The sequence below is a fragment of the Faecalibacter bovis genome (genome assembly GCF_017948305.1).
GTDB classification, from domain to species: domain Bacteria; phylum Bacteroidota; class Bacteroidia; order Flavobacteriales; family Weeksellaceae; genus Empedobacter; species Empedobacter bovis.
Genome location: NZ_CP072842.1, coordinates 1,438,359 through 1,452,305 on the forward strand (window position 1 = coordinate 1,438,359; position 13,947 = coordinate 1,452,305).

Annotated in this window: 14 protein-coding genes; 12 read left to right on the forward strand and 2 right to left on the reverse strand. The window is 27.0% G+C overall.

All coding sequences use genetic code 11. The features are described from left to right. Nucleotides 1-20: 20 nt before the first annotated feature. Both J9309_RS06890 and panB read right to left on the reverse strand, forming a co-directional pair. Nucleotides 21-707, reverse strand: coding sequence for an RluA family pseudouridine synthase (locus J9309_RS06890; RefSeq protein ID WP_230475173.1), 687 nt, complete (start codon nucleotides 705-707; stop codon nucleotides 21-23). 117 nt (nucleotides 708-824) lie between these two features. Continuing rightward, nucleotides 825-1,640 carry a 3-methyl-2-oxobutanoate hydroxymethyltransferase gene (gene panB, locus J9309_RS06895; RefSeq protein WP_230475174.1) on the reverse strand — a complete coding sequence of 272 codons (816 nt, stop codon included), beginning with the start codon at nucleotides 1,638-1,640 and terminating at the stop codon, nucleotides 825-827. Between the two features lie 418 nt (nucleotides 1,641-2,058). Here panB and rfbB point away from each other — a divergent pair, with 418 nt between their 5' ends. The 12 genes from rfbB (at nucleotide 2,059) to J9309_RS06955 (ending at nucleotide 13,946) form a co-directional block, all read left to right on the forward strand. Beyond that, entirely contained in the window at nucleotides 2,059-3,105 is a 1,047-nt protein-coding gene (gene rfbB, locus J9309_RS06900) for a dTDP-glucose 4,6-dehydratase (RefSeq protein WP_230475175.1), read from the forward strand. 63 nt (nucleotides 3,106-3,168) lie between these two features. Continuing rightward, nucleotides 3,169-4,029 (forward strand): glucose-1-phosphate thymidylyltransferase RfbA, encoded by an 861-nt coding sequence (rfbA, locus tag J9309_RS06905; RefSeq protein WP_230475176.1) that lies wholly within the window; start codon nucleotides 3,169-3,171, stop codon nucleotides 4,027-4,029. A 2-nt stretch (nucleotides 4,030-4,031) separates the two neighbouring features. Beyond that, complete coding sequence (locus tag J9309_RS06910; protein WP_230475177.1) at nucleotides 4,032-4,886, forward strand: ABC transporter permease; 855 nt, start codon at nucleotides 4,032-4,034, stop codon at nucleotides 4,884-4,886. Nucleotides 4,887-4,901: 15 nt separating this feature from the next. Continuing rightward, on the forward strand, nucleotides 4,902-6,128 hold the full coding sequence (locus tag J9309_RS06915) for an ABC transporter ATP-binding protein (protein ID WP_230475178.1): 1,227 nt from the start codon (nucleotides 4,902-4,904) through the stop codon (nucleotides 6,126-6,128). Between the two features lie 852 nt (nucleotides 6,129-6,980). Continuing rightward, nucleotides 6,981-7,808 carry a glycosyltransferase family 2 protein gene (locus J9309_RS06920; RefSeq protein WP_230475179.1) on the forward strand — a complete coding sequence of 276 codons (828 nt, stop codon included), beginning with the start codon at nucleotides 6,981-6,983 and terminating at the stop codon, nucleotides 7,806-7,808. Nucleotide 7,809: 1 nt separating this feature from the next. Continuing rightward, the gene (locus tag J9309_RS06925) at nucleotides 7,810-8,727 is read left to right on the forward strand and encodes a glycosyltransferase family 2 protein (RefSeq protein WP_230475180.1); all 918 of its coding nucleotides are present in this window, start codon (nucleotides 7,810-7,812) and stop codon (nucleotides 8,725-8,727) included. A 145-nt stretch (nucleotides 8,728-8,872) separates the two neighbouring features. Then, nucleotides 8,873-9,514: a glycosyltransferase family 2 protein gene (locus tag J9309_RS06930; protein ID WP_230475181.1), complete on the forward strand. Its 642-nt coding sequence runs from the start codon at nucleotides 8,873-8,875 to the stop codon at nucleotides 9,512-9,514. A 3-nt stretch (nucleotides 9,515-9,517) separates the two neighbouring features. Then, nucleotides 9,518-10,369: a glycosyltransferase gene (locus tag J9309_RS06935; protein ID WP_230475182.1), complete on the forward strand. Its 852-nt coding sequence runs from the start codon at nucleotides 9,518-9,520 to the stop codon at nucleotides 10,367-10,369. Nucleotides 10,370-10,651: 282 nt separating this feature from the next. Further along, nucleotides 10,652-11,638, forward strand: a complete 987-nt coding sequence (locus tag J9309_RS06940) for a hypothetical protein (protein ID WP_230475183.1) — start codon at nucleotides 10,652-10,654, stop codon at nucleotides 11,636-11,638. 13 nt (nucleotides 11,639-11,651) lie between these two features. Continuing rightward, a complete protein-coding gene (locus J9309_RS06945) occupies nucleotides 11,652-12,440 on the forward strand; it encodes a glycosyltransferase family 32 protein (protein WP_230475184.1) in 789 nt (262 codons plus the stop codon). Further along, a complete protein-coding gene (locus tag J9309_RS06950) occupies nucleotides 12,440-13,288 on the forward strand; it encodes a hypothetical protein (protein WP_230475185.1) in 849 nt (282 codons plus the stop codon). The genes J9309_RS06945 and J9309_RS06950 overlap by 1 nt, the downstream gene beginning before the upstream one ends. Further along, nucleotides 13,275-13,946 (forward strand): NAD-dependent epimerase/dehydratase family protein, encoded by a 672-nt coding sequence (locus J9309_RS06955; protein ID WP_230475186.1) that lies wholly within the window; start codon nucleotides 13,275-13,277, stop codon nucleotides 13,944-13,946. The genes J9309_RS06950 and J9309_RS06955 overlap by 14 nt, the downstream gene beginning before the upstream one ends. Nucleotide 13,947 lies beyond the last annotated feature (1 nt).

Genomic DNA, 13,947 nt, shown 5'->3' on the forward strand with positions numbered 1-13,947 from the left:
TAAGAGATAATATTGTGAAATTACGCATTAAATTTATTTGTTGCTTGCCAAATTTTATCTTTAGGAACCGGAGCAATAATCGTCATTTCCTCTTTTTTAACAGGATGTTCAAAAGTTATACGATGCGCATGTAACGAAATACTTCCGTCAGGATTAGAACGTTTTGCACCATATTTTAAATCGCCTTTAATTGGACAACCAACTGCCGACAATTGGGCACGAATTTGATGCGAACGTCCTGTAAATAATTTTACTTCAACACAATGGAAACTATCTAAAGCGCCTAAATAAGTATATTCTAAAATGGCTTTTTTAGCATCTCCAGTTGGTTTGTTATAAACAGTTGTTTTATTATTTTTTGGATTTTTACGTAAATAATGTTCTAATCGCTCAAAATTTTGAGGTGGTTTATTTTGAACAATTGTACGATAAATTTTGTCAATGTTTCTTTTCTGAAACATCTCATTCATTCGAGTTAAAGCTTTCGAAGTTTTTGCGAAAATTAATACTCCAGAAGTTGGACGATCTAACCGATGAACCAAACCTAAAAATACATTTCCAGGTTTATTGTCGCGTTTTTTTATATAGTCCTTCAAACTGTCGATTAAAGGAATGTCACCTGTTTCGTCGCCTTGGGCAAGTTCACCGGCTCTTTTATTTATGATAAGAAGATGATTATCTTCGAATAAGATTTCTGGATTATTCATTAAATAAGTTCTGTGAAATAAAAATGAGTTTTAGAAATTACTCATTTAAAAACTTCTACAAAAATAAGAAGTTTATTAGGAATAATCTCTAAAACTCAAATTTCAAAAACTTATCTTTTAGTATTGTTCGTTTGAATTTGGGAAATCTGTTGATTTTACATCTGCTACATACTTTCCAATTGCTTCAACAACTTGATCTTCTAAGTTTAAATATTTTCGAACAAATTTTGGTTTGAATTCATTGTTTAATCCTAGCATATCGTGTACAACTAGAACTTGTCCATCACATCCATTTCCTGCACCAATACCAATTGTTGGAATTGAAATTGATTCAGTTACTTTAGAGGCTAAATTAGCAGGAATCTTTTCCATTACTAAAGAGAAGCAACCTAATTCTTCTAATAATTTAGCATCGTTTAATAGTTGTTCAGCTTCAGCATCATCTTTTGCACGAACTTTATAAGAACCAAATTGGTAAATTGATTGCGGTGTTAATCCTAAGTGTCCCATGACAGGAATACCAGCATTAACAATACGACGGATAGATTCAGTAACCTCTTCACCACCTTCTAACTTGATCGCGTGTGCACCAGATTCTTTCATAATTCTAATTGCAGAATCTAAGGCACGTTGTGGGTCTGATTGGTATGTACCGAATGGTAAATCAACTACAACTAAAGCACGTTTTGCACCACGAACCACACATTGTGCATGATAAATCATTTGGTCTAATGTGATGGGTAAAGTAGTTTCGTGTCCAGCCATTACATTTGCAGCCGAATCACCAACTAAAATTACCTCTGTACCCGCTTTATCAACTAATGTAGCAATCGTAAAATCGTAAGCAGTTAACATTGATATTTTTTCACCCTCAAACTTCATTTTACGTAAAGTTTCAGTAGTGATTCTCTTTATTTCTTTAGTTACAGACATTGTATTGTTTGATTGTTTCTGCTAAATTAATTTAAAAATAATTTATTACTAATATTTTACCTGATTTATTAAGTTTAGATTGTTGTTTTCTTATTAAATTAATGATTAAATTTATTTATCTTAACTTAAAATACAATAAACTTAAAGTTTCATTAATTAAGATTCGATAGAAAAGTGATAAATTTGTATATTATTTCAGTGACTTATTAAGTTAATTGTAAGAAATAAATATGTTAAAATAAAAACGGCTAAAATTATTTGATTTTTAGTTCGTTAGGTATGATTGAAATAAAAAGTAGCTAAGAATGTTTGGATTTAATTTCTTTTAATTATTTAAAAATTATAATCTCAAAGATTAGATTTATCTTTGAGCTGAGAATTTTTAATTTATTAAACTTTCTTAGCCTAAACTTAAACTATGAAAACTATATTAATAACAGGTGGAGCCGGATTTATTGGTTCACACGTGGTAAGAGAATTCGTTTTAAAATATCCAGAGGTTAAAATTGTTAATCTTGATGCATTAACTTATGCAGGGAATTTAGAAAACTTAAAAGATATTGAAGATAAAGAGAATTATGAATTTGTTAAAGCAGATATCGTTGATGCGAAACATATTCTTGAAGTTTTTGAACAATATCAACCAGAAGGTGTAATTCATTTAGCTGCAGAGTCTCATGTAGACCGTTCTATTACAAATCCGTTGGATTTTGTGATGACAAATGTTATCGGAACTGTTAATTTGCTTAATGCTGCAAAACACATTTGGAAAGATAATTTTGAAGGTAAACGCTTTCATCATGTATCAACAGATGAGGTTTTCGGAGCTTTAGGAGATACAGGTTTCTTTACAGAGGAAACTTCTTACGATCCTCATTCACCATATTCTGCGTCAAAAGCCTCTTCAGATCACTTTGTAAGAGCATATCATGATACGTACGGATTACCAATTGTTATGACTAACTGTTCAAACAATTATGGACCAAATCATTTTCCAGAAAAATTGATTCCATTATGTATTCATAATATCATCAATAATAAACCACTTCCAATTTATGGAGATGGAAAATATACTCGTGATTGGTTATTTGTAATTGATCATGCAAAAGCAATCGATTTAGTTTTCCACGAAGGTGAAAATGGAGGTTCTTACAATGTAGGAGGTTTCAATGAATGGAAAAATATTGATTTAGTTAAAGAATTATGTAAACAAATGGATGAGAAATTGGGACGTGAAGTTGGAACTTCTGAACAATTAATCACTTTCGTAAAAGATCGTCCAGGACATGATTTACGCTATGCTATTGATGCTTCAAAAATTAATAAAGAGTTAGGATGGAAACCATCTGTTACTTTTGAACAAGGATTATCAAAAACAATTGATTGGTTCTTAGAAAATCAAGAATGGTTAGATAATGTTACATCTGGGGATTACCAGAAATACTACCAAAAACAATATAATTAATAAATTAATAATGCTTTAAGACATGTCTTGAAGCATTATTCTATATAATCAACTTATAATTTTATGAAAGGAATTATTCTTGCCGGAGGGTCAGGGACACGTCTTTATCCATTGACTATTGCTGTAAGTAAACAGTTAATGCCAGTTTATGATAAACCGATGATTTATTATCCTTTATCAACTTTATTATTAGCAGGTATCAAAGATATTTTAATTATAACAACACCTCACGATTCTGAACCATTTCAACGATTATTAGGAGATGGATCTCAGATTGGATGTAATATTCAATATGCAGTTCAACCTAGTCCAGACGGATTAGCTCAGGCATTTATCATTGGTGAAGAATTTATCGGTGATGATTCTGTTGCTCTAGTTTTAGGTGATAATATTTTTTACGGAACTGGATTAGAACAGTTATTAGAAAGTAAAACTTCTGTAAAAGGAGGTTGTGTATTTGCATATCAAGTGTCAGATCCAGAAAGATATGGTGTTGTAGATTTTGATGAAAATCAAAAAGCTTTATCAATTGAAGAGAAACCATTAGAACCAAAATCAAATTTTGCGGTTCCAGGATTATATTTTTATGATAATCAAGTTGTAGAAATAGCTAAAAATCTTGAGCCATCTCCTCGTGGTGAATTAGAAATTACAGATATAAACAAAGTTTATCTAGAGAAAGGTCAATTAGAAGTTGGTATCATGGATCGTGGTACTGCATGGCTTGATACAGGAACTTTTGAATCTTTACACGAAGCATCAGAATTTGTTCGTGTGATAGAAAAACGTCAAGGTGTTAGTGTTTCTTGTATCGAAGAAATTGCTTATCAAAAAGGATTTATTAACAAAGAGCAATTATTAGCTGCTGCCGAAAAATACGGTAAGAGTGGATATGGTGCTTATTTGAAAAAAATTGTTGAATAAATATGAGTGTATCTTCTAATGATAAATGGTCGAATGAGATTGGATCAAAACATAACCTTTTATCCCTGAACTTAAAAGAAGTTTGGGACTACAAAGATTTAGTTTATTTGTTAGTTAAAAGGGATTTTGTTACTTCTTTTAAACAAACAATATTAGGTCCATTATGGTTTTTTATCAATCCCATTTTTACAACTGTAATGTATGTGATTGTTTTTGGAAATATAGCCAACTTATCAACTGATGGAGCCCCGCAAATGGCATTTTATTTAGCAGGTGTTACAATGTGGAACTATTTTTCAGCTAGTTTGAATGGAACATCAAATGTGTTTAGAGGTAATGCTTCTATTTTTGGAAAAGTTTATTTCCCTAGATTAGTGATGCCTTTAGCTATTGTTTCATCTAATTTTATGCAATTTGCTGTACAATTTGTGTTGTTTATTTGTGTCGTGTTATATTATCTAATTTTTGAAGGTAACGTACATCCAAATTTATGGATTTTAGCAACTCCAATTTTAATTGTATTAATGGCAGCATTTGCAATGGGAATGGGAATGATATTTTCGTCTATGACTACAAAATATAAAGATTTATCAATGTTATTATCTTTTGGTGTTTCGTTATATATGTATGTTACTCCTGTCGTATATCCTGTATCGTCTATTCCTGAAAAATTTAGATGGATTGCTGATTTAAATCCACTAACAGGAATTTTCGAATGTTTCAAATACGCCTATTTAGGTGTAGGTGATTTTAATATAGGGATGCTTATTTATTCTACTGTTTTTATTTTTATTATTCTATCGATTGGTACAATCATATTTAATAAAGTAGAAAAATCATTTATGGACACGGTATAATTAAAGATTGAAAAAATGTCAAAAAATATAGTTTTAGATGTAGAAAATGTTTCAAAACAATACCGTTTAGGTGAGGTTGGAACAGGATCTTTACAACATGATATCAAGCGTTGGTGGTATAACGTTAGAGGATTAGAGGATCCATATCTTAAGATTGGAGAATCAAATGACCGTACCCAGAAAGGTGAATCTGATTATGTTTGGGCTTTAAATGATATTAACTTTCAAGTTGAGCAAGGACAAGCTGTAGGAATTATTGGTCGTAATGGAGCTGGGAAATCGACTCTATTAAAACTTTTATCTCGTGTAACCAAACCAACTACTGGTTCTATAAAATATAAAGGTCGAATAGCTTCTTTATTAGAAGTTGGTACAGGTTTCCATCCAGAAATGACTGGACGAGAAAACATCTATTTGAATGGGGCGATTCTTGGAATGACGCGTAAAGAAATTTCTAGAAAATTTGATGAAATCGTTGATTTTGCAGGTGTTGAACGTTATATAGATACACCAGTTAAACGTTACTCATCTGGAATGTATGTACGTTTAGCTTTTGCCGTTGCAGCACATTTAGAATCTGAAATATTAATTGTAGATGAAGTATTAGCCGTTGGTGATGCTGAGTTTCAAAAGAAATGTTTAGGGAAAATGGGTGATGTGACAAAAGGTGAAGGTAGAACAATTCTTTTTGTGAGTCATAATATGGATTCAATACAAAATTTATGTGACTATGGAATTTTAATGGGACAAGGTACTATTATAGAAACAGGTAATATAGATAATGTTATAAAAAAATATAATAATTCGTTTTATAATCTTAAAGATAAAATTTCAAAATCAGAAGGATTTATAAGAGAATTATCAATTAATCAAGTTGGTGATCAGTTGGTGATTGATTGTTCATATATAATTGAAAATTTATCATTTATTCCAACACTTGGTTTCACAGTATCTGATTTAAACGGAAATACAATATTTGGGAGTAATATGAAAATACATAAGCCTACTCAAATATTAACAAAAAAAACGGGGACAGGAACAATTAGTTGTAATATTTCACAACCTAAGTTATTAAATGGTGAATATATATTATCAGTATGGTTTGGAGATGGGATTGTAGATTATGAGATTATTGAAGAGGCTATACAGTTTAAAGTTTATAATATGGTAAAACTTGATTATCATAGTTCATCCAAAAGTAACGGAAGTGTTATTCCTAATATTAAATGGGGTTTGGAATAAAATGATTAATAACATTAATTCCAATAAGATCAATCACAATATTTAGTATAATATTTAAATTCATATTAGTTTAAAATATGATTATATAAACTATATTTTATTGAATACTAGTTTAAAAGATAAATATTAATTAAGTTGCTTTATATTAAATAGTTAAACATGATGGTTTTCAACATTTAAAAATTAAGTGTTTTCTTCAGTTTGTAATGATGGAATTAAATGAAAACTGTTTGATTATAAATGATTAGTCAGTTACTCAATTAAATCTTAATGAACTTAAATGGGATCTGACAATTATTTTAATTATTAACAGTAGTTAATATGAATCAAATTTAAAGATTCATTAATAGTAAATTACATTTCTGTAAGAAAAGATGATATTGCGGATTATAATGTTTTTAAGTAAAGTTGCTCATTTAGTTTTAGAGAGGAACTTATTAAAGGAAATTGTATTATGCCTTTGAAATTATTAATAAAATGTGAAAAAATTACTCAAAATTTATTTTTTAAAATTTTCACAGATTCTTATAAATAAATTAAAAGTATAAATACTTAATTAGTTAGCCTATTATTGACACTTTGTTAATAAAATATCAAGTTTAAAATTTGTTGGTTTTAATGAAGAAGATTTGAAATTAAAACTTATGTTTGATAAACATGGCATTGCTAAGGATATTATTAATAATAATATTTTTTCGATGTATATGAATAAATATAAATTAGAAAAAGATGTTATTGATCTGTATAGTAAATACCCTTTTAAAATTATTAGATTGAATATCGCTATCAAATATTACTTACCTGTCTTTTTATATAAATTAATATCAAAATATTACTAATTCTCAATTAATTATGGAGTCAGTTAGAATTTCAATAGTTGTACCTTGCTTTAATCAAGCTCAATATTTAGATGAATGTTTGCAATCTGTTTTAGAACAAACATATATTAATTGGGAATGTATTATTGTAAATGATGGTTCACCTGACAATACTGAGGATATAGCTTTAGATTGGATAAAAAAGGATTCACGATTCAAATACATAAAAAAAGAAAATGGAGGATTATCATCTGCACGTAATGCTGGTATTAAAAAGGCAAACGGAGAATGGATTTTACCATTGGATTGTGATGATAAAATAGGGAATAGGTATTTGGAATTAGCTTCAAAAGAGTTTGATAAACATTATACAATTATTTATTGTGAAGCGGAAAAGTTTGGATATATTAATGGAAAATGGATTTTACCTCAATTTACATTACAAAACCTAGCAACAACTAATATAATATTTTGTTCTTTTTTTTATAAAAAAGAAATGTTCGATTTGATAGGAGGTTATGATGAAAATATGAAAGAAGGGTTAGAGGATTGGGAATTCGTAATTAAATTGATAAAAAAGGGGAAAAATATTTTAAAACTAGACTATACAGGTTTTTATTATAGAACTAAGGAGTCTTCTATGATCACTGATATAACTATAGGCAATAAAATACCAATTTTTAAATATATAGAAAATAAACATTTAGATTTCTTTCACGAACATTTAGGACCAATCCATCTATTAAACGGCAAAGCTTTAATTATTGAAAAATATGAGCAAGAAATAGCAAAAATGAAAATAATTCTTAATAGTAAAAGGTATAAAATTGTAGATAAATTACTTTCTCTAATTGGAAAATAATATGAATAAACTCGCTATAGTAATACCATATTATAAAATTGATTTTTTTGAAGAAACATTAAAATCTGTAGCAGACCAAATTGATATAAGGTTTACCTTATATATAGGGAATGACGCAAGCCCAAATAATCCGCTCCCTTTAATACAAAAATACTTTCCTGATGGAAATTATCATTATTTTAATTATCAAGAGAATCTAGGTGGAAATAACCTTGCAAGCCAATGGGAACGAATTTTGGAGAATGTTACTGAAGATTGGTTTCAGATTTTAGGTGATGATGATATGGTTTTAGATAATTTTGTGGAAGAGTTTTATGAAAAAATAACATTAATAGAATCAAAAAATATTTATGTTATTAAAGTTTCTCAAGCTTTTATAAATAAAAAATCTGAAAAAACAACTACATATTCAAAATATGATGAAGTTATAACAACTAATGATTTTTGGAATTTTAAATTTAACTTAGGACATCGATCAAGTTTATCTGAACATATTTTTAATAAAGAAATTTATGAAAAATATAAATTTGAAAAGTATCCTTTAGCATGGCATTCTGATGATATGGCTGTTATTAAATTCTCTATACCAAATGGTATTTATTATCTAGATAAAACTAAAGTATATGTGAGATTCTCTGAAAAAAGTATTTCAGGACAAGTAAATGATAAAAATAATAATGATTTAAAGAATATTGCAACCTATCAATTTTATGCAGATATGTTAAATCATTATATTAAATATTTGGGGAAGAAAGAAGCACGAGTTACTTTGGAAAAACATTTTTATCGAATGTGGAACTTAAAATTTAGAAATAATCTAAACCTAATATCTATATATATGTATTTAAATGAATATAGAAAAATAATTACAATTCCATATAAAAATTATCAGTTTAATAATAATGCTAAAAAGAATTAAAAATCATATTAATTATTTGTACTATAAATTTTTAATAAATACAAATTCTTTGATTAAAGATCAAAGAAAAAATCCACTATTAATACCAATTATAATAATAAATTTTAACCAACTTTATTATTTAAAACAACTAGTTGATTTTTTATTGACAAGAGGTTTTCAGAATATTATTATAATTGATAATAAATCATCTTACGCACCATTACTAAATTATTATAAAGATATAGAAAGTAAAGTTATTGTAGAATACATGGAAGAAAATGCTGGTCATTTAGTGTTTTTTGAAAATAAAATATTACATAATAAATATGGTAAGGGATATTTTGTGGTAACAGATGCAGACATTGTCCCTAATAATAATTTACCATTAAATTTTATGAGTATAATGATTAATCATCTTGATAAATATTTTAAACGCATAAATAAGATAGGATTTGCTTTAAGAATTGACGATTTACCAAAAGAATATATTTTAAAAGATAAAGTTATAAAATGGGAAAAAAGATTTTGGGAAAATCATATAGAAGATAATTTATATTTAAATTGGATTGATACAACTTTTGCTTTATACAAACCTAATTATCCGTCTCTTTTTAAAAATATTAGTTATTTAAATGGTATTAGAATTGGTGGTGATTTTACCTCTAAACATGGTGGTTGGTACATAGATAACATGAATTTAACAGAAGAACAGCAATATTATTACGATACAGTAAATAGTTCTTCTTCTTGGAGACTAAATAAACAAGGTCAACACGATTCTGATGAATATGATAAATTTATATAGAAAATGCTTTCAATTATAGTATCATCCTATCAAAAACAATATTTTGATCAGTTTTCACAAAATGTAGAATCAACAATTGGTGAAAATTTTGAATTTGAGATAATCAAAGTATGGAATCCTGGACTCATGGGGATTTGCGAAGCCTACAATAAAGGGGCAGAAAAATCAAAATATGATAATTTATTGTTTATACATGAAGATGTTTTATTCGAAACTGAAAATTGGGGTGAAATATTAGTCGATTATTTAAAAATTGAAAATGTAGGTTGTATTGGACTAGCTGGTGCAAATTATATACCCAATGTTCCATCGTCATGGTGGGTTTTGGAAGGTTATAAAAATTCGCATATATCTCATTATAATTCTGAATCTAAAAAAAGGTATAACTATACATTTAAAAGTGATAATACAGGATTGCTACCAACTAAAATTTTGGATGGCGTTTTTTTAGCATGTAAGAAGGAAGTTTGGAGAAGAACAACATTTAATGAAAAATTAAAAGGCTTTCATGGATACGATATTGGATTTAGTTTAGATATCAATAATAAGTTTGATAATTATTTAACTAACAAAATAGATTTAGTTCATTTTTCAAGTGGTAAATTAACTATTGATTGGATTAAAGATATTATTAAAATATATCAAATATCTAATTGGTATCAAAATACAATTGATAAGGATTTGGAACTGAAATGTTTTAAATATTTTGGTGATCAATTAAGAAATTTTAGATTTTCATCAACTGAAAAAGAATATTATTTAAATTTATTTATATCTATTAGACATTTAGGTTTGTTGAATTGGGTAAAAGCTAGACGTAAAATAAAGGCTTTAAAAAAATACAATGGATTATAAAATTAACCATATATCAATTGTTTGATCTTAATGAATAATTATAATATAAATAATTGAAATTGTGATTTCTCTATATTTAGTTTTCTAATTTAAACTTAATCTCTACAAATAGTTTGTTAGATATTATTTAAGATTAATACCAAACAAACTATTATATTAATTTATAAACACAATAAACTTTCTCAATTAGGACTATATTAAATAAGAATTGGTAAAAATGATCGATTTTTTCTTTTAATAATCTTTAAATAATTGGTTATATAGAATTCTAGAATTAAAATAATGCCATCGATACTTTTTATCTATAAAAATAAAAATTTAGCAGATCAATTCGTAAAACACTTCAAATTGAATGGCTATTCAATTCATCAATTTTATGATGAAGAACTCCCTTATTATAAATTCTCTAAGCTTCAACAACTAGAGAATATTTTTTATCGAATTTTTAAAAGAGATACACAGCACATTCATAAAATTGAGCAAAGAAATTTTATTAGTGTAACGAATAAAAAATTAAAAAAATTAGAACAGAAGAACTTAAAGTTTGATTTTTGTTTCGTTATTCGAGGGGATTTAATTCCAGAAAATGTTATACGATATGCACGTTCAATTTCTGACAAAATGGTTGATTACCAATTAGATGGCTTATCTGTGTCAAAGAAAATTTTAGATTACGATTATTTATTCGATCAAATTTATGTTTTTGATGATAAAGATGTGTTAGATTATCCAGGTTACAATTTAAAATCTATAACAAATTGTTTTTTCGAAGAAAATACAAATGTTAATAAATCAATAGACTTTTCCTATATAGGTGTTAATACTGAAAATAGATTTAATATATTAAACAATCTATATGATATTTTAAAGGATTTAGATAAAAATTATGTGATAAATTTTTACTTAAAACAGGATGAATTTCATTCTAAGTTTTCTGAAAAATTAATTATGATAAACGATTCACTAAATTACAAAAATTGTTTAGAAATTAGTAATAGAACAAAAGTATTAATAGATTTAAAACGTCAGGAGCATAATGGTTTATCATTACGTTTTTTTGAAGCTTTGAATTACAAAAACAAAATAATAACCAATAATAATTCAGTATTAAATTACGACTTCTATCATCCAGATAACATTTATATCACTGATTATAAGAATTATGAAGGGTTAGAAGAATTTTTGTCTAAACCCTATTTCATGATTGATGAAAATATTATTATTAAATATAGATTCGATAATTGGATAAAAAATATCCTTTATACTTAAGTATTTTAAAAATATGATACCTAAAAAAATCCATTATTTTTGGTTTGGAAATAATCAAAAACCAGAAATTGTCAAACATTGTATTAATAGTTGGAAGAGATATCTACCTGACTATGAAATTATAGAATGGAATGAAGATAATTTCGATGTTATGCAAAATGATTTTACAAAAACTGCATATCTAAATAAAAAATGGGCATTTGTTTCTGATTTTGCAAGAGCTAAAATTTTATATGAAAATGGAGGTTTTTATTTGGATACAGATATGGAGGTGAAGAATACTTTAAATGATTTTTTACACCATAGAGCAGTTTGTGGATTTGAGATTAAAGGTATTCCTTACTCAGCTTTTTGGGGAGTTGAGAAAGGACATATTCTAGCAAAAAAAATTTTAGATTTTTACACAAATGCCGAATACAATGAAGAACCTAATACAGCAATTTTTTCAAGATTATTAGTGAAAGAATTCGGAGCTGATGCTGATAATGATACATTCCAAGAGTTAAAAGAAGGTGTTTGTTTGTATCCTTCAACTTATTTTTCTTTGGATTTACCTATAAATTATGTTACTCACCACTTCAGTGGTTCTTGGCACAATAGCTGGACGACTGAACGTAATACATATAAAGAAATGGTAAATATGTATGGAAGTCTTAATACAATTATTAACGAAAAACATTCAAAAGAAAGAATTAAAAATGTAGTATATAATCATAAAATTTTAGATATAGCTAATGTTCTAGATCAGATTCCTACTCGTTATATTTTTAGTTATTTAGTACGTAAATTGTTCAGAAAATAATGATAAATAGAATAAAAGATACAATTGCTGTATTGTTAGGAAAAGCAAAAGCTGTCGTTATAAAAAAACCTGATTTTAAATTTAGAAATATAGATTTTTCATTTGATGAAAATAAAATGATTAATTCAATTTCTATAGAATTTTTATTTGCTGAATTTGGTGAAAGTAGAACGAATGGGGGTGGTAGTCTGTTTAATGAAAACGTGAGGTTAGAACCAACTCTTTCGACTTTAAAAAAATATTTTCCAGAAGCTAAATATACTGTTTATACTGATTTTGATTTGAAAATTGATGGTGTTGAAACAATTAAAGTTTCATCTCCTGTAAAATTTCCAGATCATGAAAGGTTTGGTTATAGAACTGCGGATTATTTTAAATTTTATTCATTAATACATTCATCTGCAGATTTCAAATGTGTATTAGATTCTGATATGAAAATTGTCTCGTCTGATATAATTAGCTTAATATATTTAACTCAAAAATTCGGTTTTTGTGTTCCATATAATGATCGTCAATTATTACGACGAGATATGGAATCATCTAAAGATACACAAAATATTAAAGATGAATCAAAAGGCCTAGGTCATTCATATAATCAAAGTCCTATGACATTATGGAAAAATGATAAGAGAGGAGTTGATTTTTTTTCTAATTGTATGGAAATTATGAAAAATGATCCTTCTAGAGCGTCTTTAGTTATGTGGAAATCAGCATGGAAAACAGGCGTATATCCGTATATTCTTCCGAAACAATGGTGTGTTTGTAATGGAAATGAAGGAATTGGAGATGAAATTATATTACACGTTGGGCATAAATCTGTAAATGACTACTACAATGATAATAGGTAGAGGATTAATTGCTAAACAATTTTTAGATGTAGATCGAGAGGATGTAATTTTTTTCGCATCCGGAGTTTCGAACTCTTCTGAAACTAAAAAGGAAGAATTTTTACGTGAACAGAATTTAATTGAAGAAACGATTAGAAAGAATAAGAATAAATTAATAATCTACTTTAGTACTTGTTCTATATACGATTCATCAAAATATAATAGTCCATACGTTTTACATAAATTACATATGGAAGAAATTATAAAGGAATCTTCCTCTAAATTTTTAATTCTACGAATAAGTAATGCAGTAGGTAAAGGAGGAAATCCAAATTTGTTGATGAATTATATTTATCGTCAAATAGTAAACAATTCAGAATTAGTAATTCATAAAAATGCAACGAGAAATCTAATTGACGTTGTAGATGTTAAAAATATTACTTTAAAATATTTAGAAAACAACGAATTCAATAAAATTGTGAATGTAGCATATACTGAAAATTATTACATACAAGAAATTATTGAAGCTTTTGAAGATAAGCTAAATATTAAAAGTTTTAATAAAATAGAGGATAGAGGAGAGCATTATTCTATTGATGTGAGTGAGTTGGATTATCAATTTAGCTATATTGATAAAATTAAATATTTGAATAATTTAATTAAAAAATATTACAAATAAA

What these genes read in the sequence shown, in the direction of transcription:
- J9309_RS06890 (WP_230475173.1), bottom strand. Translation starts at nt 707, where the DNA reads ATGAATAATCCAGAAATCTTATTCGAAGATAATCATCTTCTTATCATA.
- panB (WP_230475174.1), bottom strand. Translation starts at nt 1,640, where the DNA reads ATGTCTGTAACTAAAGAAATAAAGAGAATCACTACTGAAACTTTACGT.
- rfbB (WP_230475175.1), top strand. Translation starts at nt 2,059, where the DNA reads ATGAAAACTATATTAATAACAGGTGGAGCCGGATTTATTGGTTCACAC.
- rfbA (WP_230475176.1), top strand. Translation starts at nt 3,169, where the DNA reads ATGAAAGGAATTATTCTTGCCGGAGGGTCAGGGACACGTCTTTATCCA.
- J9309_RS06910 (WP_230475177.1), top strand. Translation starts at nt 4,032, where the DNA reads ATGAGTGTATCTTCTAATGATAAATGGTCGAATGAGATTGGATCAAAA.
- J9309_RS06915 (WP_230475178.1), top strand. Translation starts at nt 4,902, where the DNA reads ATGTCAAAAAATATAGTTTTAGATGTAGAAAATGTTTCAAAACAATAC.
- J9309_RS06920 (WP_230475179.1), top strand. Translation starts at nt 6,981, where the DNA reads ATGGAGTCAGTTAGAATTTCAATAGTTGTACCTTGCTTTAATCAAGCT.
- J9309_RS06925 (WP_230475180.1), top strand. Translation starts at nt 7,810, where the DNA reads ATGAATAAACTCGCTATAGTAATACCATATTATAAAATTGATTTTTTT.
- J9309_RS06935 (WP_230475182.1), top strand. Translation starts at nt 9,518, where the DNA reads ATGCTTTCAATTATAGTATCATCCTATCAAAAACAATATTTTGATCAG.
- J9309_RS06940 (WP_230475183.1), top strand. Translation starts at nt 10,652, where the DNA reads ATGCCATCGATACTTTTTATCTATAAAAATAAAAATTTAGCAGATCAA.
- J9309_RS06945 (WP_230475184.1), top strand. Translation starts at nt 11,652, where the DNA reads ATGATACCTAAAAAAATCCATTATTTTTGGTTTGGAAATAATCAAAAA.
- J9309_RS06950 (WP_230475185.1), top strand. Translation starts at nt 12,440, where the DNA reads ATGATAAATAGAATAAAAGATACAATTGCTGTATTGTTAGGAAAAGCA.
- J9309_RS06955 (WP_230475186.1), top strand. Translation starts at nt 13,275, where the DNA reads ATGATAATAGGTAGAGGATTAATTGCTAAACAATTTTTAGATGTAGAT.